We start from the raw sequence: 24,862 nt of genomic DNA, 5'->3' as shown, positions 1-24,862 counted from the left end.
AGCCATCGCGAATGTGGCGTTCCTGTCCGTTTCTTGCCCAATCCTCTGAAAATTTATCCGCGCGGGGCGTCGCCAAAGACGCTGTAGTCAGGTAATTGCACCTGCTGATACGGCTCCCAGCCGCCGCCGAGCGCCTTGTAGAGCGCCACCAGATCGAGCGCGCTTTGCACCTGCGCCTGCGCGCGCTGCTGCTCGGCCTGCGCCAGCTGTCGCTGGGCGTCCAGCACGTCGATAAAGCTGGCGATCCCCTGGCGGTAGCTGTCACTTGCCAGGTCAAACGCGTTTTGCAGCGCATCGATCGTTTTTGCGAGACCCGCCTCACGCTGCTGGTCGGTGCGATAGCTCACCAGCGCGTTTTCGACATCGCCAAGCGCGGTGAGCACCGTCTGACGATAGTCCAGCACCGCCGCCCCCTGCTGCGCGCGCGCCACCTTCACGCTGGAGACCAGCCGACCGCCCTGGAAAATGGGGATGGAGACCTGCGGGCCAAAGCTGTAGAAGTGGCTGCTCCAGTCGGTCAGCCAGTTGGTTTCGCTGTTGCGCAGGCCAAACTGCCCGGAGAGGGTAAAGCTCGGGAACAGCTCCGCCACCGAGACGCCGATTTGCGCCGTGGCGGCGTGAAGGTTCGCCTCCGCTTCGCGCACGTCCGGACGGCGGCGCGCCAAGGTCGACGGAATGCCGGTCTGCACGATATCCGGCAGGGCGGGCATCGGCTGCACGCTTTGCAATTCCGCATCCAGCGCCCCCGGCGGCTTGCCGAGGAGGATTGCCAGGCCGTTCATCGCCTGCCGCTCCTGCGCCTGATATTGCGGAAGCTGTGCCTCAAGGTTTCCTAACTGCGCCCGGGCGTTTTCCACATCCATCTGCGGTGACAGCCCGCCCCGCTGGCGGCTTTCAGTGAGATCCAGCGTCTGCTGCGCGCTTTTAATCTGGGTATTCAGCGTGGCGATAATGCTCTGCGCCCCGCGCAGCTGGAGCCACGCGCGCGCCACTTCGGCTTCCAGCGACACCAGCGCGTCGTTACGCTGCTCGATAGCCGCTTTCTGCTGCGCTTCGGCGGCTTCCACCTGACGACGCACCTTGCCCCACAGGTCGATTTCCCACTGGGCGTCGAAGCTGCCCTGATAGAGGTTAACCGGCTGCGTCAGCGGCCCCAGCGCGCCCTTCAGGGCAGGATCGATGCTATCCACCTGGTCATACACGCCGTGGGATTTCAGCTCCCCTTCCAGCCCGAGCTGCTGGCGCGTCGCCTGCAGGTTGCCGTTCACCGACGGGTAAAACGCCCCGCCCGCCTGGTTAATCTGCTCACGCGCCCCGGCGATGCGCAGCACCGTCTGCTGCAGCGTCAGGTTCCCGGCGATGGCCCGCTCAACCAGGCTGTCGAGCTGCGGCGAGCCGAAGGTTTTCCACCAGCGCGGGTTGGTCGCGGCGGAGGTCGTTTGCGATTTCACCGTGCTGTCGCCCTTATCGTTCCAGTGCGAGACGGCGGGCGGCGCGGGCTGCTGATAGTCCGGCCCGACGGCGCAGCCTGCCAGCAGCATCATTATCATCAGGGGGTGTAAACGTCTGTGTATCATCAATGTGCTCCTGCACTCCCCTCGCTCTTAACCGGCGAGAGCAACAAACAAAACGGAATCAGTAACAAGGCCACGGCGCTCAGAATGGTGAAGACGTCGATGTAGGCCAGAAAGCGCGACTGCTCAATCATGGTCTGGTACATGCGTCCGGTGGCAATGCCGGTGGGGTCACCCACCTGGGTGGTGAAGTTCTGGATCGCCTGGGCGCTTTCGCGTATCGCCTGCTGGAACTGCTCGTTAAACGGCGAGGCGTGGTACGCCAGATGCGCGCTGTGCGCCTGCGACCGTTCGGTGATGGCCGCCGTCGACAGCGAGATCCCAACCGAGCCCGCGACGTTACGGAACATGGTGAATAACGCCGCGGCATCGGCATTCAACCGTCTTGGTATCGAGATAAAGGCAATGGTGGTGAGGGGCACAAAAAGGAACCCCAGCCCAATCGACTGGGCGCTGCGGAACAGCACCAGCGTTTCGAAGTCGATATCCGGCGTCAGCGTGCGGGACCAGAAGAACGATACCGCCAGGCAGGTAAAGCCAAAGGCGATAATCCAGCGCGTCTGCACCACCGGCATCAGCTTCAGCACCAGCGGGATGGTTAACACGATCAGCACCGCCCCGGGCGACAGCACCAGCCCGGACCAGGTGGCGGTATAGCCCAGGTCCTGCTGTGCCAGCTGCGGGATCACCACCGAGCTGCCGTACAAAATCATCGCCATCCCCGCCATCAGCAGGCTTGAGATGGCAAAGTTGCGGTCCTTCATGCAGTGCAGATCCACCACCGGTTTTTTGGCATACACCAGCCAGTAAATGGCACCGATAATGCCGATAAGCGTCAATACGGCGAAGGTTCGAATAAAGTTCGAGTAGAACCAGTCCTCATCTTCCCCCCGGTCGAGCATCACCTGCAGGCAGCCCAGCCCCAGGGCGATCAGGCCGATCCCCGTCCAGTCGATGGTCAGCTTCTCTTTTGACTTGCTCTCCCACGGTGGATCTTCCAGCAGCTGGTAGATCGCCAGCACCGTGACAATTCCCACCGGGATGTTGATAAAGAATACCCAGCGCCACGAGTAGTTGTCGGTGATCCAGCCCCCCAGCGTCGGACCGAGGACGGGTGCGACGATAATCGCAATAGACGAGAGCCCAAAGGCTTTGCCCCTGTCCTCCGGCTTGAAGTAGTCGAGCAGTACCGACTGCTGCGTGGGCTGTAGCCCGCCGCCAAAAAAGCCCTGCATCACGCGGAACAGGATGATCTGCCACAGCTCGGTGGCGATCCCGCACAGGAACGAGCAGACGGTAAACATCACGATGCAAATCAGGAAGAATTGCTTGCGGCCAAACACCCGGCTCAGAAACGCCGAGATGGGCAGCACGATGCCGTTCGCGACCAGATAGCTGGTTAACACCCATGTGGATTCGTCATAGCTGGACGAGAGCGAGCCCGCCACGTGGGGCAGCGCCACGTTAACGATAGTGGTGTCCAGAATTTCCATAAACACCGCCAGGGTGACGACAATCGCCACCGCCCACGGATTACTGGCGGGCTTCCAGCTGTCGTGGCTGTGATCCGTCATTCCACCGTCACCTTCGGCGCAACCGACAGCCCCAGCGGCAGCGGTTTGTTCGGATCGAGCCCCTTATCAATCACGATTTTCACCGGCACGCGCTGCACAATTTTAACGAAGTTACCGGTGGCATTTTCTGCCGGGAAGGCGGAGAAGCGCGAGCCGCTGCCCTGCTGGATACTGTCAACGTGACCTTCAAGCTCCATATCCGGCCACGCGTCGACGGACACGGTGACCTTATCACCGGGCTTCATGCGCTCAAGCTGGGACTCTTTAAAGTTCGCCACCACCCACACGTTCGGTGAAACCAGGGAGAACAGCGCCGTTCCCGCCTGCACCAGCGTGCCGGGCTGCACGTTGCGTTTGGTGACAAAACCGTCGAACGGGGCGCGAACTTCGGTGTAGGAGAGGTTCAGATTCGCCGTTTCCAGCTGCGCTTTCGCCTGATCGACCTGACGCTCGCGCGCTTCAACGTTGGTTTCCTGCTGGCGGATTTGCAGCTGGACCTGCTCTGCCACCTCCAGCTGCGCCTGGGCGCTCGCCAGCCCCGCCTGCGCGCTGCGCAGCTGTGCGTTCGCGGAATCAATGCTTTGCTGGGTGGTTGCCCGCGGGTCGACGCCGCGCTGGCGTCGGTACTCTGCCTGCGCGTTCGCCAGATCGGCCTGCGCTTTCAGCACCTGCGCTTTGGCTTCGTCACGCTGGGCGGGATACTGCACTTTCGAGAGCGCCAGCTGCGCCTGGGCCTGATGCAGCTGCGCGATAGCCAGCCCAAGCTGGGCCTGGGCCTGATCGCGCTGCGCGGTGGTATCACGCGGATCGATGACCACCAGCAGATCGCCCTTTTTCACGCGCTGGTTATCGCGCACCCGTAGCTCGGTGACGTAGCCCGCCGTTTTCGGGGCAATCGTCACCACGTCGCCGTCGGTAAAGGCGTCGTCGGTCGTCTCTTCATTACGGGTTAAAAACCACCAGACCAGGGCCACGACGACCATCACCACCACGACAATGCCGAGGATAATTAACGGTTTCTTGCCCGGGCGCTTACGCTCATTATTATTTTTGTCCTGCTCGTCAGCAGGCGGAGTTTGATCTTCAGCCATAGTTCAGCAACGGTCCTGTCAGTGAGCGGCATCACACTATGCCGTTCACTAAAGCTAGGACGTTGCTATACGTTTGCCAGGAAAAACTGACAAATTGCGCACTATATGAGAAGGAATATTCCGAAACCGACCGCCGCAGCCCAAACCAGCATCGGGATCGACCAGAGATGGAAGCGCCACCAGATACGACGGTCGTTGGCCATGCGCAGAGCAATCAGGTTGGCCAGCGAGCCGGGCAGCAGGCCAAACCCGCCAATGTTAACGGCCCAGGCCAGGAGCGTATCAGGCGGAACGTAGTTGAGCAGCAGAATGGTGGACGGCACGTTGCTGATAAACTGCGACAGGCCAATCGCCGTCAGCCACAGTCCCGGCTGAGACAGCGTGCTGACGCTGTGCAGCACGTTTTGCAGCACCGGAAGCTGAATAAGCAGATGCACATCAATAAACATCGCCATAAAGACCAGCAGCAGCGTCCAGTCCACGCTAACCAGCACGCGACGCGCCAGGACGACAAAGCCTGCGGCTACGAGCAGCACGCCCGCCAGCTCATACTTCAGCTCCAGCGCAAACAGAAAGACGATGTATAACCCGAGGCAGCTCCACACCAGACGCGGCTGCCACTGCGGGCCCGTGGTGCCGCTGTGGTACTGCAGTTTTTTATCCGGAAACGCAAACCAGCAGACCGCCAGCAGCGACAGCATCATCACCAGCGCCAGAGGGGCCATCTGCCAGGTAAAGGCGGCGAACGATAGCCCGGACCGTCCCCAGAGAAGGATATTTTGCGGGTTGCCGATTGGCGTCAGAAGTGAGCCTGCATTGACGGCCAGCGCTTCAAAGATGATCAAGCGGCTGACGGGGATCTCGCACAGCTTACGCAGCGTGAGCGTGAGGGGCACGATGATAAACAGCGCCACGTCGTTGGTCAGAAACGTCGACAGCACCGCGGCGGAGAACACCATAAACAGGGACAACCTGCGCTCGGTGGCAAAGCGGCGCACCATTTTACGTCCCAGCACGTCAAAATAGCCGCTCAGCTCGACCCCTTTGGTGAGCATCATCAGGCCGCTCAGGGTAATGATGGTGCGCCAGTCAATGGCGGCGGGCCAGGCCTGCGGCGCAAACGGCACAAAGAGGCTTAACGCTGCGCCAATGAGTAATAAGAGATGGAAGAAACGATCGCGTGCCAGAGCCTGCAGTCCAGGGATTTTCATTCAGCGGAGGGACCATATTTAAGCGTAAATTCACGAAACTTCACCAGCGTCTCTTCGCTCACGTGGTGTTCCATTCCTTCCGCATCCCGGCGGGCGATCTCCGGGCTGACGCCCAGCACCAGTAAAAAATTCTCGACAAGCTGGTGGCGCTCGCGGCTCTCCTGCGCGAGTTTCTCCCCTTCCGGCGTCAGAAAGACCCCGCGCCAGGGGATCATTTCGATTAGGCCCACGGAGGCGAGACGTTTTAACATTTTTGCGACAGTTGGCTGCGACACCCCCAGCCTGGCGGCCATATCGACCTGCCGCGCTTCCCCGACCTCACGAATCAGATCGGAAATGAGTTCAACATAATCATCAATCAGTTCACGCCGGTGCGCTTCACGGACCTGGCGAAAACCTTCGACATGCTCTTCAACATTCACCAGTTGCGTCGTTTTTTTAATGGTTGGCTTACCTGCGCGACGGTTCATTGTACTTCCTCAGTGGGGTGACGCTTCCAGCGCCCGGTATCGAGAGCGCACATTGTAAACCATCCCTCCACAAGCACAAAAAATTAACGAAATAGCCATAGCTATACAATATAGCCTGTGCTATATCTGTATGTAATGCAGTCACCCTTCACGGATCGAAGGGATCTAAAATCAGGAGGTCTTATGAACGAATTCAAGAGGTGCATGACCGTGTTTACCCACTCACCCTTTAAAGTGCGCTTAATGCTGTTGAACATGCTGTGCGATATGTTTAACAACAAACCGCATCAGGATGACAAACCTTCCCACTAAGCGGCGTCGCGGTACGCCGCTTCATTTTCCCGTCACATTCTCGCTGTAAACTGGCTTCCAGCCGCCTTATTCCCGATCTTTTTTACGGATTTGCAATCCCCTTCGCAAAACATCTGCCTGGCAACTGTTGATATTATTTAGCGCTCGCACTATCTTCTTGCAGCCCTGCACAATTTGCGGCTCGCTGAAGCGGACCCTCATTCCCTCTCCACGCACTGTCAGGCAGGTTATGACCCTTGACGCCAGGGTGAGCACATGGCGTTTTCATCCATGATAGTGACCTATGAATTTAACCCTGATAGATACCGTTGTGACCCGCAGCCGGGCCTTAAGCCCGTGGACGGGGTTTTACTTTTTGCAGTCATTACTGATTAACTTTGCGCTGGGTTATCCCTTTAGTCTGCTCTACGCGGTGGCCTTCACCTGCATTCTGCACGTGCTGTGGCGAGCCGCGCCGCGCGCGCAAAAAGCGTTAATCGGCATCTGCTCGCTGGTTGCTGCACTTTATTTCCCGTTTGGTCAGGCCTACGGCGCGCCAAACTTTAATACCCTGCTGGCGCTGCACTCGACCAATATGGAAGAGTCAACGGAGATCCTGACGATCTTCCCGTGGTACAGCTATGTGGTCGGACTCTTTATCTTCGCGTTGGGCGTTATCGCCATCCGCCGTCAGTCGGGCGAGAAAAAATCCTGGGGTAAGATCGAAATACTCTGTCTGGTGTTCAGCGTTGCCGTGGCGTTTGTCGCCCCCATCCAGAACATTCCCTGGGACGGTAAGCTAAGGCTTACTAATATCGGCTATCCGGTTTTCCGCTTCGTGAAAGACGTCGTCGTAAATAATAAAGAGGTCCTCGACGAACAGGCCCGCATGGCTGAGCTTTCCAACATGAAAGACACCTGGAACGTGCTGGCCGTTAAGCCGAAATATCACACCTATGTAGTGGTGATTGGCGAAAGCGCGCGTCGCGATGCAATGGGGGCGTTTGGCGGCCACTGGGACAACACCCCGTTTGCGAGTTCGGTCAAAGGCACCCTCTTCACCGATTACGTCGCGGCCAGCGGCTCGACGCAGAAATCGCTCGGCCTGACGCTTAACCGGGTGGTCGACGGCAAACCCCAGTATCAGGATAATTTTGTCACCCTGGCAAACCGCGCGGGCTATCAGACCTGGTGGTTCTCCAATCAGGGGCAAATTGGCGAATACGATACGGCCATCGCCAGCATCGCCAAACGCGCTGATGAAGTGCAGTTCCTGAAAAACGGCGATTTTGAAGCCGACAAAAACACCAAAGACGAAGCGCTGCTGAAAATGACGGCACAGGTCTTCGCCACTCCGCGCACCCAGCCGCAGCTGATCGTCCTTCATCTGATGGGGTCGCACCCGCAGGCCTGCGATCGAACCGGCGGGAAGTACGCGGAGTTTGTGCAGTCCAAAGAGACGTCCTGCTATCTCTACACCATGACGCAAACCGACGACCTGCTGAGCAAGCTGTACGATCAGCTCCGCAATACGGGCGACAGCTTCTCCATGGTCTATTTCTCGGATCACGGTCTTGCGTTTAAAGAGCGTGGTAAAGAGGTGCAGTATCTGGCACACGATGATAAGTTCCAGCAGAACTTCCAGGTGCCGTTTATGGTGCTGTCGAGTGATGATAAAACGCATCGCGTGATTAAAGCGCGTCGTTCGGCTAATGATTTCCTGCAGTTCTTCTCGCAGTGGACCGGGATTAAGGCCGAGCAGATAAAAACTGCTTACCCGTTTGTCTCTAACAAGAAAGCTCCCCCAGTGTACGTTACCAACTTCAAGTTACAGAAAGTTGACTATAACCATCTGGGTACGGATATTTTTGATATTAAGAGTAAGTAATTGCCGTCTCGTGCGGGTTGATGCCCTCACCCTGGCCCTCTCCTACAGGGCTGAGGCCTGCACGGACGACGCCCTCTCCCTTGAGGGAGAGGGATGGGGTGAGGGGGAACATACGGCTCTGGTGGTCATTCCGTTCACTTTATGTTCCTTGCTACTCTGTAACGACATCACCGGTGAACGTGCCAGGGTGGCTCAGTCGCCACCACCCTGGCGACCCGGGCTCCCGGCGGTAAATCGCCGCTTCGCGGTACCCTCAGCTTATTCCTTCTGGCTATCGGGTCGGGCATGAGCCTGCATCCCTGCAGGCCACGCCCTCTCGGCGCATCCCTGCGCCTCGCCCCGGCCTTACGGAAACGCTTCGGCGATTTACAGCCGGACCATAGCATCGCTGAAGGTTAATCATTTCACTTCAAAACCTGAATCGCTTCTGGTTTAAAGTTACCTGGGATCTTTCCCCAAACGGGGAGGGAAAAAGACAAAAAAAATCCGCCTCAGTGGGCGGATTTTTTATTTAATCACCGAAGTGATTAGAAGCGGTAACCTACGCCAGCGATCCAGGTGCCAACGTCAACGTTGCGGATACGGCTCTGCTCATAGGAGAAGTCCAGAGCAACGTCCTGGATTGGGTTGAACTGCAGGCCCGCGCCGTAGGAGAAGCCGTAGTCGCTGTTGCTTGCAGTGCGGCTTTCGCTCTGGTTTTCAGTCTGCTGGAATTTACCGTAGCCAACACCTACAACACCGTAGATGCTCGCCCAGTCGTTCAGACGGTAAGCTGGACCAGCGGTGATACCGTAGTACTGGCCTTTGTTGTATGCGCCGTTTTCAGAACGATCTTTCTCGGTGTAGGTGAAAGAACCGATCACGCCCAGTGGGTTGTTATCCTGCTCGTAGCGATACTTCAGGTTGAAACCGTTAGCTTTGTTCATCACGCCCTGATAGTCGCTCTGAGCGTAACCACCAGTAACAGTAGAAGTAGCAGCTACAGCGGTACCTGCGGAAACAGCCAGTACAGCGGCCAGTGCTGAAAGACATGCAATTTTTTTCATAACCACCTCAAATGTGCTTCAAGTAAGTCCGTAAGTTTTAAATATATCAAAAAAATTTGCGAAACTCTTTGTGATTCGTGATGTCTAATGAAACCTTTCCTGTAACAGAACGTTTCCAGCGTAAGCTATCTCTTTCAAATCACATGCAATTTTCACTACTAAATGCGCATAGTGCGCGTCTGCGCCGTTACATTCATCCAGATTATTCCTAATCTTAAAGGCGATAAATCCACCAGCGCTTAACCATTTTACGGATTTCACCTGCTTTTTTTTCAACAGTACCTCAACCGTAGCCGCATATTTCCTTTACACTGCAACCTTTACCTCATTTGACATAAGCTGACAGGAGAAAGGATGCCTGGGTTATCCCGCACGTCGTCGGTCTGGTTGCCGGTAGCAGTCATACTCATTGCCATGTTGTCCATTCAAAGCGGTGCTTCGCTGGCAAAATCACTTTTTCCGCTAGTAGGTGCGCCAGGGGTGACTGCCCTGCGTATCGTACTGGGAACGGCGATACTGGTGGTCATTTTCAAACCCTGGCGTCTGCGTTTCAAAAAGGAGCAGCGTTTACCCCTGCTGTTTTATGGACTCTCCCTGGGGGCAATGAACTATCTGTTCTATCTCTCTATACAGACGATACCGCTGGGGATCGCCGTCGCGCTGGAGTTTACCGGTCCGCTGGCGGTGGCGCTTTTCTCCTCGCGGCGTCCGGTCGATTTTATCTGGGTGGTGTTAGCCGTTCTGGGCTTATGGTTCCTGCTGCCGCTGGGCCAGAATGTATCTGAGATTGATCTGACGGGCGCAGCGCTGGCGCTGGGTGCAGGCGCATGCTGGGCTGTCTATATTCTCACGGGACAGCGTGCAGGCGAAGAGCACGGTCCGGCAACGGTGGCGCTGGGTTCTCTCATTGCGGCCATCGTATTTGTGCCCATCGGCATGGCGCAGGCGACAGAGTCCATCTGGCAATGGTCCGTCATGCCCATCGGACTGGCAGTCGCGATTCTCTCTACCGCACTCCCCTATTCTCTGGAGATGATTGCCCTTACGCGTCTTCCGACACGCATATTTGGCACCCTGATGAGCATGGAGCCCGCCCTTGCTGCCATTTCCGGGATGGTATTTCTCGGCGAAACCCTGACGTTGACCCAGACGCTGGCGCTCTGCTCCATTATCGCGGCATCAATGGGCTCGACGCTCACCATGCGCCCGGAACCTAAAGTCGAGAAAGTGGATATCAACTAAAGCCATATATTCTGCATGGCTTCCACGTCATGCAGAATAAAGGCCAGAAATGCATGCGTTATAATTTCTTACACACTCAGTCCTGCCAGCAAAATATCCCTCTGCGTTGACTTCCTCATCCAGCAATTAAGATTGATCTGTATCAAATTTAAAAATATTGATTAATTTCAATAAATTAAATTCTCAACCTCCTTCTCGCTATTAAACCGATAGGCACAGCCAAACCGCAGAGAAAAAATCCGGTGCTATACTTAGTTCCGTAATTACCTGGGACATAAACATCAAGAGGATATGAGATTATGAGTACCGCTAAACTGGTGAAAACGAAAGCGTCTAATCTGCTTTATACCCGTAACGATGTATCGGACAGCGACAAAAAAGCGACCATTGAGTTGCTGAATCGCCAGGTGATCCAGTTCATCGATCTTTCGCTGATCACCAAACAGGCCCACTGGAATATGCGCGGTGCAAACTTTATTGCCGTTCATGAAATGCTGGATGGCTTCCGCACAGCACTGGTAACCCACCTCGATACGATGGCTGAGCGTGCCGTTCAGTTAGGTGGCGTGGCGCTTGGCACCACGCAGGTGATCAACAGCAAAACGCCTCTGAAGAGCTATCCGCTTGATATTCATACCGTTCAGGATCACCTGAAAGAGCTGGCGGACCGCTACGCGATTGTGGCAAACGATGTGCGCAAAGCGATTGGCGAAGCGAAAGACGAAGATACCGCAGATATCTTCACCGCCGCGTCGCGCGATCTGGATCAGTTCCTGTGGTTCATCGAATCTAACATCGAGTAATTCATATAATTGCTCTGTTAAATTCTCGCCATGACGCGATGCCGTTCACATTAGCGGAGCGGCACTGTGTTTCACGGGATAACGGGTTTTTTATCTTAACCGCCCACGGCCTTCATGGTCGGGGGCGTTTTATTTTGAACAACGCCTCCAGATTTCCACGCAGATGTTCCCGCTTTTTCGAGATGTGACGTAGCCGTCGTTCTCACCCTAACTCTTCGCATACGCTCACTAACCTCTCCGTGTCTAAGGTAAACCACCCGGTAAATACCGTGTACACAATAGCCTTTCAAGAAGTGCAGTTATCCCGAGTATGCAATATGATAGATGATTCATTCTGCAGTGACTTCAATCCGATGCTGGCTAAACGCATCGGTATTCCTAAAGGGAGTTTTTTGATGAAAGAAAATAAACACGTCAGCAAATTCGAAGCAAACCATCTCAATCCCGGTGAAGCCGTTCTGCAGTGGGGAGAAGGCTATATTGGCAAAGTGATGGGACAGGGCAAGGACAAACAGCACAACGGTGTACTGATCGTTACGGGCCAGCGAGTGGCATTCTACCGGAAAGGCTTTCTCGGCGAAGTGATTGAGACCATCCCGTTAAAATCCATCACGTCGATTGAACGCAAGTCCACGCTGGGTCACCGGGTCATTCGGATCCATACCTCCCACGACGATCTGGAATTTAAAATGTTCAGCAAGGATGCCGAGCTCGCCCTGATTGAGGCGATTGAAGCTGGCCGCGGAGTGAAGACGGAAACACCAATAGCCGAACCGGCTATGACCCATCAGGATCCCTATGAGCAGCTCAAAAAACTTTCCGAACTCAAAGAGAGCGGGATCATTTCAGAAGATGAATTCCAGGCGAAAAAAAGCAAATTAATGGAGCTGATTTAACGTTCCTTTCTCCTGGTTGACAGCGGAAATGAAGAGTTTCTGCAGCCAGCTCACCGGATAGCGGTTTTTTGATATCTTAATCGCCCCCGGCCTTGATGGTCGGGGGCGTTTGTTGCCTCACGCCGTAACAGCGGTCCGCCGGGAGCGATGTCAGCACCATTTTCTCCACGCCGTGCATCTCACAAGCTATCCTTCGGGCATATAAGTACTCTGGCAGTGAAGGTTTCTCTTTCCGTGCCTGTTTCGACACTTTGAGTTTCATCTGCCTGTCACCTGTGCCCTGGTGAGGGTTTTGCACATCTATGGTGCACGTTTTTTGCCTGAGAACATGCAAAAGTGAAGAAATTGTAATAATCACCTCACACAACCGTTAACGGAAGATTGTTTTTTCGTCAGAATTTACGCTAAATATCTCCCCGTCAGTTGAGCCAAACGAAGCGCACCAAAACAGTGCTCCACTTTGGTGCAATAAGACCTCATTGCCCCATTTATTGTGCAATGCATGACATCATCCCCTTTGCAAAACAATAGCTTGTAAAGTTGGCACGATTTTTTCATTGTGCCACCTGTTCTCGCAGGGGATCGCCCCGTGGATATAAAAGGAAATGCTATGAAGTCTGTATTAAAAGTTTCACTGGCTGCACTTACCCTGGCTTTTGCGGTGTCCTCTCAGGCTGCCGACAAACTGGTTGTGGCGACCGACACGGCGTTCGTTCCGTTTGAATTCAAACAGGGTGATAAATACGTTGGTTTTGATGTGGATCTGTGGGCCGCAGTCGCAAAAGAACTCAAGCTGGATTACACCCTGAAGCCGATGGACTTCAGCGGCATCATCCCGGCACTGCAAACCAAGAACGTTGATCTGGCGCTGGCGGGTATCACCATTACCGACGAGCGTAAAAAAGCGATCGACTTCTCTGATGGCTACTACAAAAGCGGCCTGCTGGTGATGGTTAAAGCCGATAATAACGACGTAAAAAGCGTGAAAGATCTCGACGGCAAAGTGGTGGCAGTGAAGAGCGGCACCGGTTCGGTTGATTACGCGAAAGCCAATATCAAAACCAAAGACCTGCGTCAGTTCCCGAACATCGACAACGCGTACATGGAACTCGGCACCAACCGTGCTGACGCTGTTCTGCACGACACGCCGAACATCCTGTACTTCATCAAAACAGCCGGTAACGGCAAGTTCAAAGCCGTTGGCGAGTCTCTGGAAGCCCAGCAGTACGGTATCGCGTTCCCGAAAGGCAGCGACGATCTGCGCACGAAAGTTAACGGCGCGCTGAAAACGCTGAAAGAGAACGGCACCTATAACGAAATCTACAAAAAATGGTTCGGTACCGAGCCTAAATAATTTCACCTGAATTCAGGTTTGTAACGCCCGGTGGCGCTGCCGCTTACCGGGCCTACGTTTTTCGTTTTTCACCACGGTATACAGGAATACATCATGCAGTTTGACTGGAGCGCCATCTGGCCTGCCATTCCACTCTTGCTTGAAGGCGCTAAAATGACCCTGTGGATTTCGGTCCTGGGTCTGGTTGGCGGGTTGATTATCGGTCTTGTCGCCGGTTTCGCCCGCACCTACGGTGGCTGGATTGCAAACCACATCGCACTGGTTTTCATCGAAGTGATCCGCGGCACCCCTATTGTCGTGCAGGTCATGTTCATTTACTTCGCCCTGCCTATGGCGTTCACCGACCTGCGCATCGACCCGTTCAGCGCAGCCGTCGTCACCATTATGATCAACTCAGGCGCGTACATTGCGGAAATCACCCGCGGTGCGGTGCTGTCGATTCATAAAGGTTTCAGTGAAGCCGGTCTGGCATTAGGCCTTTCACGTCGCGAAACGATCCGCCACGTTATTCTGCCGCTGGCGCTGCGCCGCATGCTGCCACCGCTGGGTAACCAGTGGATTATCAGCATTAAAGATACGTCGCTGTTCATTGTTATCGGCGTGGCCGAACTGACCCGTCAGGGGCAGGAGATCATTGCTGGCAACTTCCGCGCGCTGGAAATCTGGAGTGCGGTGGCCGTTGTCTACCTGATCATTACTCTGGTTCTGAGCTTCGTTCTGCGTCGTCTTGAAAGAAGGATGAAAATCCTGTGATTGAATTTAAAAACGTTTCTAAGCACTTTGGCCCAACCCAGGTGCTGCACAATATCGATCTGAACATCCAACAGGGTGAAGTGGTGGTCATTATCGGGCCGTCCGGCTCCGGTAAGTCGACCCTGCTGCGCTGCATCAACAAGCTGGAAGAGATCACCAGCGGCGACCTGATTGTCGACGGTCTGAAGGTGAATGACCCGAAAGTCGACGAGCGCTTGATTCGCCAGGAAGCCGGCATGGTGTTCCAGCAGTTCTACCTCTTCCCGCACCTGACGGCGCTGGAGAACGTGATGTTTGGCCCGCTACGCGTGCGCGGCGCCAACAAAGCGGCGGCAGAAGCGCTGGCAAAAGACCTGCTGGCAAAAGTCGGCCTGGCGGAGCGTTCGCACCACTACCCTTCCGAGCTGTCTGGCGGCCAGCAGCAGCGCGTGGCGATTGCCCGCGCGCTGGCGGTGAAGCCTAAATTGATGCTGTTTGATGAGCCTACGTCCGCACTCGACCCGGAGCTGCGCCACGAGGTGCTGAAGGTCATGCAGGATCTGGCAGAAGAAGGGATGACGATGGTTATCGTGACCCACGAAATCGGCTTCGCCGAGAAGGTTGCATCCCGCCTGATCTTCATCGACAAAGGCCGCATCGCCGAAGACGGTAACCCGCAGGATCTCATTGCGAATCCGCCGAGCCCGCGTCTGCAGGAGTTCCTGCAGCACGTCTCCTGATCCATCGCTTTACGCTAAAGCCGGGCTTGCCCGGCTTTTTTACGCCAGATTGTTCTCAAAAATCCCCCTCCTCGCCTCGACTTCTATACTTATCATTTTGTTCGACATTTTCACCGGAGGACGCCGTGCCGTGGATCCTGTTGCTGTTGATTAGCCTGTTTAGTGCGCCATCGTTCGCCGTCGCGATCCCCGGCGTGACCACCGGAACGACCGCCAGCCAGCAAAGTACGCCGCCCCCTGAACCCGATGTCGAACAGAAAAAAGCCGCCTATAGCGCGCTTGCCGACGTCCTTGAAAACGACACCTCCCGCCAGGAACTCATCAGCCAGCTGCGGAAAGTGGCCGCCACGCCGCCGCAGGAGCCGGTGCCTGTCATCACTCCTCCCCAGGTGGAGGAGCAAAAAACGGTACTGGAAAACGTCACCGACGTGAGCCGCCACTATGGGGAAGCGCTTTCCTCGCGCTTTGCCCAGCTCTATCGCAACCTGATTGGCTCACCGCACAAGCCCTTTAACCCACAAACGTTTACCGCCGCCGCCACGCAGTTCCTGATGCTGGCCGGTGCGGTATTTCTTTTTTACTGGCTGGTGCGCCTGTGCGCGTGGCCGTTGTACCGCAAAATGGGACAATGGGGACGCAGAAAGAATCAGCAGAAAAGCAGCTGGCTGCACCTGCCGTTGATGATAGCCTCAGCGTTTATCATTGATTTACTGCTGCTGGCGCTGACGCTGTTCTTAGGCCAGATGCTGGCCGACAGGCTTAATGCAGGCAATAAAACCATCGCCTTCCAGCAGTCGCTTTTCCTGAATGCCTTTGCCCTGATTGAGTTCTTCAAGGCGCTGCTGCGGTTACTCTTTTGTCCCCACGTGCCGGCACTGCGTCCTTTCTCTATCCGGGATGAAAGCGCGAAGTACTGGGCGCTGCGCCTGAGCGTGCTCAGCGGGCTGATTGGCTACGGTCTGCTGGTTGCCGTGCCGATCATCTCCAACCAGGTGAACGTCCAGTTTGGCGCACTGGCAAACGTCATTATCATGATCTGCATTACCGTCTGGTCGCTGTATCTGATCTTCCACAATAAAAAAACCATTACCCAAAGCCTGCTGAATCTGGCCGATCGCTCCCTCTCGTTTTTTAGCCTGTTTATCCGCGCTTTCGCCCTGGTGTGGCACTGGCTGGCAAGCGCCTACTTCATCGTACTGTGCTTCTTCTCGCTGTTCGACCCGGGCAATAGCCTGAAATTCATGATGGGAGCGACGTTCAAAAGCCTCGCCATTATCGGCATCGCGGCGTTTGTGTCAGGGCTGCTGTCGCGATGGATCTCGAAAACCATCACCCTGTCGCCGCAGGTACAGCGTAATTACCCGGAACTGCAAAAACGGGTAAACGGCTGGATGTCGGTATCGCTGAAGGTGGCGCGCATTCTCACCGTCTGCGTGGCGATTATGCTGCTCCTGAATGCGTGGAGCCTGTTTGATTTCTGGAACTGGCTGCACAACGGTGCAGGTGAAAAAACGGTCGACATCCTGATTCGCATCGCGCTGATTTTGTTCTTCTCTGCCGTCGGCTGGACGCTGCTGGCGAGCCTTATCGAGAACCGTCTGGTGTCGGATATCCACGGCCGCCCCCTGCCCAGCGCGCGGGCAAGAACGCTGTTAACGTTGTTCCGTAACGCGCTGGCGGTCATTATCAGTACCATCACCATCATGATTGTGCTGTCTGAAATCGGGGTGAATATCGCCCCGCTGCTGGCCGGTGCCGGTGCCCTGGGGCTGGCAATCTCCTTCGGGTCGCAAACGCTGGTGAAGGATATTATTACCGGCATCTTTATTCAGTTTGAGAACGGGATGAACACGGGCGATCTGGTGACCATCGGGCCGTTAACCGGCACCGTGGAGAGAATGTCGATTCGCTCGGTGGGCGTACGCCAGGACACCGGGGCGTACCACATTATTCCCTGGTCTTCGATCACCACCTTCGCCAACTTTGTGCGCGGCATTGGTTCCGTGGTAGCGAACTACGATGTGGATCGTCATGAGGATGCCGATAAAGCGAAGCAGGCGCTGCGCGATGCGGTAGAAGATCTGATGCAGATGGAGGATATTCGCGGACTGGTGATTGGAGAGCCGTCATTTGCCGGCATCGTCGGGCTGACGAACACGGCGTTTACCCTGCGCGTGTCGTTCACCACCCAGCCGCTGAAGCAGTGGACGGTGCGCTTTGCGCTCGACAGCATGGTGAAAAAACACTTTGATCTGGCGAACGTGCGGATGCCGGTACAGACGTATCAGGTACTACCGCCGCCCGCAGCGCCGCTCCCACCGCAGGAGCCGACGCTGTAGCCTGGTTGCCGGGTGGCGGCCTCGCCTTACCCGGCCTACGACGGAGTGCTATTTGCGACGTTTGTTATTGTCCATAAACGTCCAGGCGATAAAGCGACTCTGTTTCTGGCCCTGCGCCATCTCTTTTTTCACCACTTTTACGGCGCCCGCTTCGGTCAGCGCACGGTAGAGCGGCGGCAGGTTATCTCCGCGGGAGACCAGCGTCGTGAACCACTTCACCTGACGGCCAAACTGTTTGCTTTCCGCAATCATGCGCAGGATAAACGCCACTTCTCCGCCTTCACACCATAATTCCTGCTGCTGACCGCCGAAGTTCAGCGCGGCGTCTTCAGCCTGACCCAGGTTACGGCGCTTGCGCTCGCTGCCCGCACGGGCCGATGCCGCCGAATCATGGAACGGCGGATTGCACATCGTGGCGTCATAGCTTTCGTTTTTGTGAATAATGCCGTTGAAGATCGCACCTGCATCTTTCTGACGACGCAGGCGAATGGCGCGGCTTAATCCCGGGTTAGCGCTGATAATCGCCTGGGCGCTGGCAAAGGCCTCGTCACCGATTTCGCTTCCGGTAAAGCGCCACTGATATTCATGCGCGCCGATCAGCGGGTAAATCAGATTCGCCCCGGTGCCAATATCCAGAATCGTGGCCTGCTGTGGAACAGCGCCCTCATTACCTTCGGCAAGAAGGTCGGCAAGGTGATGAACGTAATCCGCGCGGCCCGGCACAGGTGGACAGAGAAAGCCTTCGGGAATATCCCAGTTCGCCACACCGTAAAAATGCGCCAGCAGGGCTTTGTTCAACATTTTAACCGCCTGCGGGTCAGCAAAGTTGACCGAAGGCTCACCCGCAGGGGTCTGGACAATGTAGTCCTGCAGCGGCGGGCAGCTCAGGCATAACGCATTCATGTCGTAGCGGCTGCGGTGGCGATTTCGTGGGTGCAATCCCGGCTTTTGGGAAGTCATGGCGTTCTCCTTTAAACAGCGGCGTAAGATACCCTTTGCTGGCCCAACGGTAAATCTTTCTCTGCATCGATTAAAAATTCGACATAAATCAAACACCTTTATGTCTATGATCTGTCAGCGAAATGTCAATTCATGTTGTTCAAAAAATAAGCAGATCATCATCAAATATTTGCGCTAAGTCACACTCCTCCGGCTTCTAAACTTAAGGGGAATCACCTGTTGTTTCCTCATGAGGATGTGATTATGAAAAAGTACCTGACCCTTGCTGTTATCGCAGCCGCCCTGGCGACGGCGTCCTTTTCTGCCATGGCCGTTCAGTCGCTGACCCAGAGTACTGACACCAGCCAGCTACGTCCTGCGGGCACCGTTTCGGTAAGCCGTGCCAGTAACCTTGACGATCTGCAGAATAAACTAGCCGAGAAAGCCCGCCAGGAAGGTGCCAAAGGTTTCGTGGTGAACTCCGCAGGCGGAGATAACCACATGTACGGCACTGCGACTATCTATAAATAACCGGCCTCTTTCCCAAGACTGCATCTGCCCAACGGGTGCAGTTCTCTTCTCCCTTCGGCTTGATTGTTCATTTTTTAACCCCATAGTAAAGGTATGACCTAAACCGATTTCAGGAGGACGCTATGGCTTCCGGCTGGGCAAATGACGACGCTGTTAACGAACAGATCAACAGTACTATTGAAGATGCGGTTGCGCGTGCCCGCGGTGAAATTCCGCGCGGCGAAAGCTTAACGGAATGCGAAGAATGTGGAGACCCCATTCCGGAGGCGCGGCGAAAAGCCATCCCAGGCGTAAGGCTTTGCATCACCTGCCAGCAGCAGAAAGATTCGAAAAACTCATCACACTCGGGATATAATCGCAGAGGTTCGAAAGACAGCCAGTTACGTTGACTTTACTTTACCCAGGCTAACCGAGCCCGCTTGTTCCTTTACGCTCACGGTTTTTAGCCAGACGCGTAGCAAAACGTGCCATTCTTATCGCTTCTGTAAAGCGCATCCGCAAGAAGTGTAAAGCGGTACTTTGAATTTATTAATATTCAATAAGTTATTTGTCATTCAATTTTTTTGAGCAACCACGTCAATTCTCTTCGATTTTATCACTCGCAAAAAACCGTGATACTTATCACATCGACGGAACATCGTCCCCTTAACAGAAACACCTGCGAGAGATTAATTATGAAAACCATCAAATATGCTGTAGCTGCTGTTGCCCTGTCCGCTCTGTCTTTCGGCGCTTTCGCCGTAGAGCCTGTCTCTTCCACTCAGGCACAGAACATGAACAAAGTCGGTGTGGTGAGTGCTGATGGCGCGACCACGCTGGACGGTCTGGAAGCCAAACTGGCTGAGAAAGCCGCTGCTGCCGGTGCAAGCGGATACACCATTACCTCCGCTAACGGCAATAACAAGCTGAGCGGTACCGCGGTTATCTACAAATAATCGACTGAATGAATGCTGTACCCTCGCCATACCCTCTGGTGAGCTGCTCCAACCCTCATTGACCCTGTTGTTGTTACCCTTGCTTGCCCGTCCGCCACTGGACGGGCTTTTTTTTGTCTAAAACGCCGCGTCCACGCGTTTGAGACCGGCCTCGATCGTATCAACCTCCCCGGTTGCCAGCAGGCAGCAGGCCATCTGCAGCTTGATCGAATGCGGAACAGGAACATTTCCGGCAAGGCACTGCTCAATCCAGTGGGCAGTAGTATGGGGATCTTTTGCCTCAGGCAATATCACACCGGTATTCTCTTCCCCGCGCTCCAGAATGGCGCGCGTGCCTGCGGAATCAATCAGCATCACCTGCGGGCAGCGCTGCGGGTTCGCATAAACCTCACCTTCCGTGCCGTGCATCAACAACGCCCTTCCGCCAATTGCCTCGAAGAATTGCCCCACGCGTGCCACGTATTCCGGATGCGAGACGCTGGAAAGACGCAGGGCGGCATCTTCGCCAAACGGCGTGGCCAGTTTCGCCAGCGTGTGTGCGCTGTTGCGCACGCCCATGCGCCAGCGCATGTCCAGCTGCTTCTCCAGCGGCGGGCACAGGGCACCGACGGGGATGTAAACCGGCTGATGGCCATCCAGCTTCGCCTGTGCCTGCCCCGCATGGCGCGTGGGCTCAATCCCCAACATGCCGAAAATGGTCTCCGTCAATACGCGGGTGGGATCTTCGCTTACCCCGTGAACCACCACCGGGAACCCCAGCTTGTGAAGTAAGATCGCCAGCAGCGGCGTCAGGTTCGCCAGCTTGCGTGCGCCGTTATAGCTCGGGATCACAATCGGCATCGGCTTTGCCACCGGCGGCGTCAGGCGCAGCGTTTGCGCCTGCATCGCCTCATAGAAGCCGCGCATCTCCGCTTCACCTTCACCTTTGATACGCAGCGCTATAAGGATGCCGCCCATCTCCAGGTCCGGTACCTCGCCGTCGAGCATACGGGTGTAAAGCGCGCGAGCGGTTTCATGGTCCAGGTCGCGGGCGTGGTTTTTCCCGCGCCCTACCTCTTTGATAATTTTGCGATAATCCACGACATTCCTCCTGACAGCCTTATCTTGCTAACAATATAGCCCTGATGATGACCCCGCTGTTAGTTATTTTGACCGTCCTGCGTATTTTAATAATCAATTGTTTTATAGAAATAAATTATTTTGCAAGAATTAATTGAGTGATTCGGAAGCCGCGCGGAGCCTTTCCCGGCATGAATTTTCTGATTAAATAACCAGCGGTGAGTAGTTGAGACATAACTTCGAACAATGCGAGCTGCAAAGATCGAAAGGAGAAACATACAGGTTCAAATATGAAAAAAGTCACTTTAGGTTTATTCATTACTGCTGCTCTGGGATGCTCTGCATCTTCTTTCGCAGCATCCACCGGTGAAGGACAAATTAACTTCACAGGTGAAATTATCGATTCCGCCTGTCAGGTGGTTAACGGCTTAAGCAGTCCGCTGAATGTTGCGCTGGGCAAAGTCTCCAAAACAACATTTACCGGCGTAGGCTCTACCAGCACCTTAACGAAATTTGATATTAAGTTAAAAGACTGCCCGGAAACGGTCACGTCTGCAGCTATCAACTTCGGTGGTACGCCGGATGCGGATAATAACACCACGCTGGCCTTGACCACGGGTGCTACGACTGCAACGGGCGTGGCGATTCAGCTGGTTGATTCTTCCGAACAGCCCGTCAGTTTATATACGCCTTCAAAGCAGTATCCTTTAACTGCTGGAACGACGGAAAATAATCTGGAGTTTGGTGCACGTTATATTCAGACTCAGGCATCGATCACTGCCGGCCAGGCTAACTCAGCCTCTACTTTTACAGTTATTTATAACTGATACGATCAATGAGGAGATATTCGCCCTCCCGCGAATATCTCCTCTTTATTTGAGACATATTTATGCGACACAGTTATTTATTAAGCGCACTTTTACTGACTGCAGTAACAGCCCATGCAGGTGTGATTATTAATGGTACCCGACTAGTTTATCAGGGAGAGAAAAAAGAGTCTTCGATTGGGATTTCCAATCCGGACGAGATTAACTATCTGGTACAGTCCTGGGTAGATACCGGTTTGAAAAAAGGCGATAAAGCGCCATTTCTGATTACCCCACCGCTGTTCCGTCTGAACGCTAAAGAAGATAACGTGTTGCGCGTGGTTCGCACCAGCGAGAATATGCCAGAAGATCGCGAGTCGTTGTACTGGTTAAATATTAAAGCCATTCCTTCTTCAAGCCATGAAGAAGGCGTTAATACGTTACAAATAGCCATTAATACCCGTATTAAATTGCTGTATCGCCCTGCATCGATTAAAGGCAAACCTGAAGCGGTGGCTGATAAGCTGGAATGGCACCGCGAAGGCAATGATCTGGTGGTAAACAACCCTACGCCTTTCTATATGAATTTCCAGAGCGTAACGCTGAACGGCCAAAAAGTGGCAAAAGCAACCTGGGCTGTGCCAAATACCTCTACCCACTTTGCCCTCCCGGCAAATATGAGCGGTAACAACGTAAGCTGGTCGGTTATTACCGATTACGGCAGCATCAGTAAAACCTGGTCTGCATCCGTTCGTTAATACTTTATTTGACGCCTGGATAATCATGTACAGCACAACTCAACCGCTATTACGTCGACTGCGTAAAATGCTGCCCACTTTTTGTGGAATAGCGGTAACATGCTGTGCGCTGCAGGCCCACGCTGATGATTATTTTAACCCTGCTCTGCTGGATATTGATAATCCAGAACAGGCAAAGACGGATCTCTCTGTTTATGAACACGGTCCCGGTCAGGCACCAGGTAAATATCAGGTCACGGTGTTCGTCAATAACAATAAAATCGACACCCATGACGTCCTTTTTACATTACAAAAAGATGCCCGGGGAGATGATTCCCTGAAGCCTTGCCTGAGCCTGGATGAATTAACCCATCTGGGCATCAAAACCAAAGATTATCCAAAGCTGGCGACCAAAGGGGAATGCGCGGATCTCAGCGCTATCCCTTCGGCCTCGGCGACTTTCCGCATCAAAAACCAGCAACTGTTGCTGAGTATTCCCCAGTCGGCGCTGGGCCAGGTGCCTCGCGGCTACATCGATCCGAAAGAGTATGACGAAGGGATCACCGCGGGCATCCTGAACTATAGCGTTAACGCCAGCCAAAGCCACGTTCGCCAGCAAGGGGAAGCGGACAACAGCAGTGAGTTTATTAACCTGCGCCCCGGTTTCAATACCGGAGCCTGGCGCGTGCGTAATTACAGCACCTGGAATCACAATTCGGATGGCGGTCAGGACGACGGCAAGCTGACCCCGGTCTATACCTATGCCCAGCGCGATATAGTGGGGCTGAAGAGCGAGATGACTGTGGGTCAGAGCAGCACCCAGGCCGACGTTTTCGACAGTGTCTCTTACACTGGCGCACAGCTGGCTACCGAAAGCGACATGCTGCCGGACAGCGAGCGCGGGTATGCACCGGTAGTGCGCGGTACGGCGCACAGCAACGCCCAGGTGGTGGTTCGCCAGAATGGCTACGTTATTTACCAAAACACCGTTGCCCCCGGCGCGTTTGAGATTAACGATCTCTACCCGACCGGCAGCAGCGGCGATCTGAACGTCACGGTAAAAGAGACCGACGGCAGCGAGAGTCATTTCGTGGTGCCGTTTGCCTCCGTGCCGGTGCTGCAGCGGGAAAAACACCTGAAGTACAGCGTCGCTGCAGGGCGCTACCGTTCATACGATAAAGAGGTTGAGAAGACCCCTTTCGCCCAGGGCAGCGCCATCTATGGCCTGTCACACGGCGTCACCGTTTACGGCGGTACGCAGCAGAGTTCGCATTACCACTCCGCCGCGCTCGGCGCGGGGAAAAACTTTGGCGATCTCGGAGCGTTCTCCGTAGACGTTACCCGTGCCAAAGCGTTACTGAAAAAGCGCCAAACCAGCAAAGGGCAATCCCTTCGTCTGCGCTACAGCAAAAATTTTACCGCGACCGGCACTAGCTTCTCGCTGGCGGGTTATCGCTACAACAGCAAAGGCTTTTACACCCTGCAGGACACCATGGAGTCCTGGACCAGTGCAAACGACTGGTCCGCTCCACAGCAGCGCCGCTCACGGGCGGAGGCGACCATCGACCAGACGTTGAGCGACAAGTGGGGTTCGGTGACGCTAAGCCTGGTGAAAGAGCGTTACTGGAGCCAGAGTCAGGATATGACCTCCCTGAGTGTTAACTACAACAACAGCTGGCATGGCGTGAGCTATAGCCTGAGCTACAGCCTCAATAAAAACAGCGACGACAAGGACGAGGACGGTAAATACATCAGCTATGACCGACAAATTGGCCTCAACGTGTCGGTTCCACTCGACCGCTGGCTGCCTAACACCTGGGCAAACTACAGCCTGAACACCAGTAAAGACGGCACCACGCATAACCTCGGTTTGAACGGTACGGCGCTGGAGGGTGACAACCTGAGCTGGAACATTCAGGAAAATCTCGACCGCGCCAACAACAACACGGCCACCAGCATGAATGCGGATTACAAAGGCACCTACGGTGAAGTGCGCGGCGGCGTAAGTCAGGACAGTCATCAGCAAACCGTGAGCGCCGGGATTCAGGGGGGGGTGGTAGCTCACGCCAACGGCATTACGCTTGGACAGTCATTGGGAGAAACCATCGTCCTGGTCAAAGCGCCGGGCACCCACGGCACCCACGTGGCGAATCAGACGGGCGTAGTAACCGACTCTCGCGGCTATACCCTCGTGCCCTTTGTGACACCGTGGCGTCATAACCCGATTTCTCTGGACACGGAGACACTGCCAGAAGATGCCGACGTCACGCACGCCTCGCAGACGGTCACGCCGACCCGTGGCGCAGTGGTTCGCGCCAGTTTCAATACTCGCGTGGGCAACCGCGTCTTAATGACCCTCTCCTGGAATGATAAACCGCTGCCCTTCGGCGCAACGGTCACTACGGAAGATAAGAGCGGTGAATTTATCGTCGGCAATGACGGCCTGGTGTATCTCACCGGACTGCCGCAGCACGGACGCCTTTTCGTTTCATGGGGCAAGGAGGCGAGCGAGCACTGCATCGCCGATTATGCCCTGATGCAAGGAAGGGACGACACCAACATTATTAACGCTGCCGCGCAGTGTCACTGATTAACACCGGACCG

The 24,862-nt window shown here is 55.0% G+C and carries 23 protein-coding genes and 1 pseudogene; 15 read left to right on the top strand and 9 right to left on the bottom strand.

The features are described from left to right. Positions 1–53 precede the first annotated feature (53 nt). From V1587_RS09255 to mntR, 5 genes are all read right to left on the bottom strand, one after another. Positions 54–1,577: an efflux transporter outer membrane subunit gene (locus tag V1587_RS09255; protein WP_371898517.1), complete on the bottom strand. Its 1,524-nt coding sequence runs from the start codon at positions 1,575–1,577 to the stop codon at positions 54–56. Then, positions 1,577–3,148, bottom strand: a complete 1,572-nt coding sequence (locus V1587_RS09250) for a DHA2 family efflux MFS transporter permease subunit (RefSeq protein ID WP_371898518.1) — start codon at positions 3,146–3,148, stop codon at positions 1,577–1,579. Before V1587_RS09250 ends, V1587_RS09255 begins: the two co-directional genes overlap by 1 nt. Continuing rightward, positions 3,145–4,239: an HlyD family secretion protein gene (locus V1587_RS09245; protein WP_371898519.1), complete on the bottom strand. Its 1,095-nt coding sequence runs from the start codon at positions 4,237–4,239 to the stop codon at positions 3,145–3,147. The genes V1587_RS09250 and V1587_RS09245 overlap by 4 nt, the downstream gene beginning before the upstream one ends. A 101-nt stretch (positions 4,240–4,340) precedes the next feature. After that, positions 4,341–5,450, bottom strand: coding sequence for an anion transporter (locus tag V1587_RS09240; RefSeq protein WP_371898520.1), 1,110 nt, complete (start codon positions 5,448–5,450; stop codon positions 4,341–4,343). Continuing rightward, a complete protein-coding gene (gene mntR, locus V1587_RS09235; RefSeq protein ID WP_008501176.1) occupies positions 5,447–5,920 on the bottom strand; it encodes a manganese-binding transcriptional regulator MntR in 474 nt (157 codons plus the stop codon). The genes V1587_RS09240 and mntR overlap by 4 nt, the downstream gene beginning before the upstream one ends. Positions 5,921–6,103: 183 nt before the next feature. On the opposite strand from mntR, the gene mntS reads away from it, so the two are divergent. Together mntS and V1587_RS09225 are read left to right on the top strand one after the other, a co-directional pair. Then, positions 6,104–6,232: a manganase accumulation protein MntS gene (gene mntS / locus V1587_RS09230; protein WP_014831181.1), complete on the top strand. Its 129-nt coding sequence runs from the start codon at positions 6,104–6,106 to the stop codon at positions 6,230–6,232. 283 nt (positions 6,233–6,515) lie between these two features. After that, complete coding sequence (locus V1587_RS09225) at positions 6,516–8,099, top strand: phosphoethanolamine transferase (RefSeq protein ID WP_371898521.1); 1,584 nt, start codon at positions 6,516–6,518, stop codon at positions 8,097–8,099. Between the two features lie 527 nt (positions 8,100–8,626). Here the strand turns inward: V1587_RS09225 and ompX are convergent. After that, positions 8,627–9,145, bottom strand: a complete 519-nt coding sequence (gene ompX / locus V1587_RS09220; RefSeq protein ID WP_023310884.1) for an outer membrane protein OmpX — start codon at positions 9,143–9,145, stop codon at positions 8,627–8,629. A gap of 354 nt (positions 9,146–9,499) precedes the next feature. Here ompX and rhtA point away from each other — a divergent pair, with 354 nt between their 5' ends. The 3 genes from rhtA (at position 9,500) to V1587_RS09205 (ending at position 12,086) form a co-directional block, all read left to right on the top strand. Further along, positions 9,500–10,387, top strand: coding sequence for a threonine/homoserine exporter RhtA (gene rhtA, locus V1587_RS09215; protein WP_334763046.1), 888 nt, complete (start codon positions 9,500–9,502; stop codon positions 10,385–10,387). A 299-nt stretch (positions 10,388–10,686) separates the two neighbouring features. Further along, positions 10,687–11,190: a DNA starvation/stationary phase protection protein Dps gene (dps, locus tag V1587_RS09210; RefSeq protein ID WP_010428924.1), complete on the top strand. Its 504-nt coding sequence runs from the start codon at positions 10,687–10,689 to the stop codon at positions 11,188–11,190. Between the two features lie 395 nt (positions 11,191–11,585). Then, complete coding sequence (locus V1587_RS09205; RefSeq protein WP_371898522.1) at positions 11,586–12,086, top strand: SHOCT domain-containing protein; 501 nt, start codon at positions 11,586–11,588, stop codon at positions 12,084–12,086. Between the two features lie 130 nt (positions 12,087–12,216). Here V1587_RS09205 and V1587_RS09200 read toward each other — a convergent pair. Further along, positions 12,217–12,366 (bottom strand): annotated as a pseudogene (locus tag V1587_RS09200) (IS4 family transposase); the annotation flags it as partial. Positions 12,367–12,696: 330 nt separating this feature from the next. Here V1587_RS09200 and glnH point away from each other — a divergent pair. The 4 genes from glnH (at position 12,697) to ybiO (ending at position 17,251) form a co-directional block, all read left to right on the top strand. After that, a complete protein-coding gene (gene glnH / locus V1587_RS09195; protein ID WP_023310880.1) occupies positions 12,697–13,440 on the top strand; it encodes a glutamine ABC transporter substrate-binding protein GlnH in 744 nt (247 codons plus the stop codon). Between the two features lie 93 nt (positions 13,441–13,533). Further along, a complete protein-coding gene (glnP, locus tag V1587_RS09190; protein WP_003858462.1) occupies positions 13,534–14,193 on the top strand; it encodes a glutamine ABC transporter permease GlnP in 660 nt (219 codons plus the stop codon). Next, complete coding sequence (gene glnQ / locus V1587_RS09185) at positions 14,190–14,912, top strand: glutamine ABC transporter ATP-binding protein GlnQ (RefSeq protein WP_371898523.1); 723 nt, start codon at positions 14,190–14,192, stop codon at positions 14,910–14,912. Before glnP ends, glnQ begins: the two co-directional genes overlap by 4 nt. A gap of 125 nt (positions 14,913–15,037) precedes the next feature. Next, on the top strand, positions 15,038–17,251 hold the full coding sequence (gene ybiO / locus V1587_RS09180; protein ID WP_371898524.1) for a mechanosensitive channel protein: 2,214 nt from the start codon (positions 15,038–15,040) through the stop codon (positions 17,249–17,251). 48 nt (positions 17,252–17,299) lie between these two features. Here ybiO and rlmF read toward each other — a convergent pair whose 3' ends face one another. Next, on the bottom strand, positions 17,300–18,211 hold the full coding sequence (gene rlmF, locus V1587_RS09175) for a 23S rRNA (adenine(1618)-N(6))-methyltransferase RlmF (RefSeq protein WP_371898525.1): 912 nt from the start codon (positions 18,209–18,211) through the stop codon (positions 17,300–17,302). Positions 18,212–18,454: 243 nt separating this feature from the next. Here rlmF and mcbA point away from each other — a divergent pair, with 243 nt between their 5' ends. From mcbA to ybiJ, 3 genes are all read left to right on the top strand, one after another. Continuing rightward, entirely contained in the window at positions 18,455–18,721 is a 267-nt protein-coding gene (gene mcbA, locus V1587_RS09170; RefSeq protein WP_371898526.1) for a DUF1471 family periplasmic protein McbA, read from the top strand. Between the two features lie 122 nt (positions 18,722–18,843). Then, a complete protein-coding gene (locus V1587_RS09165; RefSeq protein ID WP_371898527.1) occupies positions 18,844–19,110 on the top strand; it encodes a DksA/TraR family C4-type zinc finger protein in 267 nt (88 codons plus the stop codon). Positions 19,111–19,395: 285 nt separating this feature from the next. Beyond that, on the top strand, positions 19,396–19,656 hold the full coding sequence (gene ybiJ, locus V1587_RS09160) for a DUF1471 family protein YbiJ (protein ID WP_023310874.1): 261 nt from the start codon (positions 19,396–19,398) through the stop codon (positions 19,654–19,656). Between the two features lie 117 nt (positions 19,657–19,773). On the opposite strand, the gene ybiB is transcribed toward ybiJ, so the two are convergent. Continuing rightward, positions 19,774–20,736 carry a DNA-binding protein YbiB gene (gene ybiB, locus V1587_RS09155; protein ID WP_371898528.1) on the bottom strand — a complete coding sequence of 321 codons (963 nt, stop codon included), beginning with the start codon at positions 20,734–20,736 and terminating at the stop codon, positions 19,774–19,776. Between the two features lie 269 nt (positions 20,737–21,005). On the opposite strand from ybiB, the gene V1587_RS09150 reads away from it, so the two are divergent. The 3 genes from V1587_RS09150 to V1587_RS09140 all read left to right on the top strand — a co-directional run bounded on the left by V1587_RS09150 (position 21,006) and on the right by V1587_RS09140 (position 24,848). Further along, positions 21,006–21,542: a fimbrial protein gene (locus V1587_RS09150; RefSeq protein ID WP_371898529.1), complete on the top strand. Its 537-nt coding sequence runs from the start codon at positions 21,006–21,008 to the stop codon at positions 21,540–21,542. A 62-nt stretch (positions 21,543–21,604) separates the two neighbouring features. After that, a complete protein-coding gene (locus V1587_RS09145) occupies positions 21,605–22,279 on the top strand; it encodes a molecular chaperone (protein WP_371898530.1) in 675 nt (224 codons plus the stop codon). A 25-nt stretch (positions 22,280–22,304) separates the two neighbouring features. Beyond that, on the top strand, positions 22,305–24,848 hold the full coding sequence (locus tag V1587_RS09140; RefSeq protein ID WP_371898531.1) for a fimbria/pilus outer membrane usher protein: 2,544 nt from the start codon (positions 22,305–22,307) through the stop codon (positions 24,846–24,848). Positions 24,849–24,862 lie beyond the last annotated feature (14 nt).

This window comes from Enterobacter sp. ECC-249, from assembly GCF_043965265.1.
Taxonomy (GTDB): Bacteria; Pseudomonadota; Gammaproteobacteria; order Enterobacterales; family Enterobacteriaceae; genus Enterobacter; species Enterobacter quasiroggenkampii.
The sequence above is the reverse complement of the archived record's forward strand: the minus strand, read 5'-3'. Positions and strand labels throughout refer to the sequence as shown.

Excerpts from the sequence above, each read along its gene's own strand:
- V1587_RS09250 (WP_371898518.1), bottom strand. The coding sequence starts at position 3,148 with ATGACGGATCACAGCCACGACAGCTGGAAGCCCGCCAGTAATCCGTGG.
- V1587_RS09225 (WP_371898521.1), top strand. The coding sequence starts at position 6,516 with ATGAATTTAACCCTGATAGATACCGTTGTGACCCGCAGCCGGGCCTTA.
- dps (WP_010428924.1), top strand. The coding sequence starts at position 10,687 with ATGAGTACCGCTAAACTGGTGAAAACGAAAGCGTCTAATCTGCTTTAT.
- V1587_RS09145 (WP_371898530.1), top strand. The coding sequence starts at position 21,605 with ATGCGACACAGTTATTTATTAAGCGCACTTTTACTGACTGCAGTAACA.
- mcbA (WP_371898526.1), top strand. The coding sequence starts at position 18,455 with ATGAAAAAGTACCTGACCCTTGCTGTTATCGCAGCCGCCCTGGCGACG.
- V1587_RS09245 (WP_371898519.1), bottom strand. The coding sequence starts at position 4,239 with ATGGCTGAAGATCAAACTCCGCCTGCTGACGAGCAGGACAAAAATAAT.
- mntR (WP_008501176.1), bottom strand. The coding sequence starts at position 5,920 with ATGAACCGTCGCGCAGGTAAGCCAACCATTAAAAAAACGACGCAACTG.
- V1587_RS09150 (WP_371898529.1), top strand. The coding sequence starts at position 21,006 with ATGAAAAAAGTCACTTTAGGTTTATTCATTACTGCTGCTCTGGGATGC.
- glnH (WP_023310880.1), top strand. The coding sequence starts at position 12,697 with ATGAAGTCTGTATTAAAAGTTTCACTGGCTGCACTTACCCTGGCTTTT.
- ybiJ (WP_023310874.1), top strand. The coding sequence starts at position 19,396 with ATGAAAACCATCAAATATGCTGTAGCTGCTGTTGCCCTGTCCGCTCTG.
- V1587_RS09240 (WP_371898520.1), bottom strand. The coding sequence starts at position 5,450 with ATGAAAATCCCTGGACTGCAGGCTCTGGCACGCGATCGTTTCTTCCAT.
- mntS (WP_014831181.1), top strand. The coding sequence starts at position 6,104 with ATGAACGAATTCAAGAGGTGCATGACCGTGTTTACCCACTCACCCTTT.
- glnP (WP_003858462.1), top strand. The coding sequence starts at position 13,534 with ATGCAGTTTGACTGGAGCGCCATCTGGCCTGCCATTCCACTCTTGCTT.
- ompX (WP_023310884.1), bottom strand. The coding sequence starts at position 9,145 with ATGAAAAAAATTGCATGTCTTTCAGCACTGGCCGCTGTACTGGCTGTT.
- V1587_RS09255 (WP_371898517.1), bottom strand. The coding sequence starts at position 1,577 with ATGATACACAGACGTTTACACCCCCTGATGATAATGATGCTGCTGGCA.
- rhtA (WP_334763046.1), top strand. The coding sequence starts at position 9,500 with ATGCCTGGGTTATCCCGCACGTCGTCGGTCTGGTTGCCGGTAGCAGTC.
- V1587_RS09140 (WP_371898531.1), top strand. The coding sequence starts at position 22,305 with ATGTACAGCACAACTCAACCGCTATTACGTCGACTGCGTAAAATGCTG.
- V1587_RS09205 (WP_371898522.1), top strand. The coding sequence starts at position 11,586 with ATGAAAGAAAATAAACACGTCAGCAAATTCGAAGCAAACCATCTCAAT.
- V1587_RS09165 (WP_371898527.1), top strand. The coding sequence starts at position 18,844 with ATGGCTTCCGGCTGGGCAAATGACGACGCTGTTAACGAACAGATCAAC.
- rlmF (WP_371898525.1), bottom strand. The coding sequence starts at position 18,211 with ATGACTTCCCAAAAGCCGGGATTGCACCCACGAAATCGCCACCGCAGC.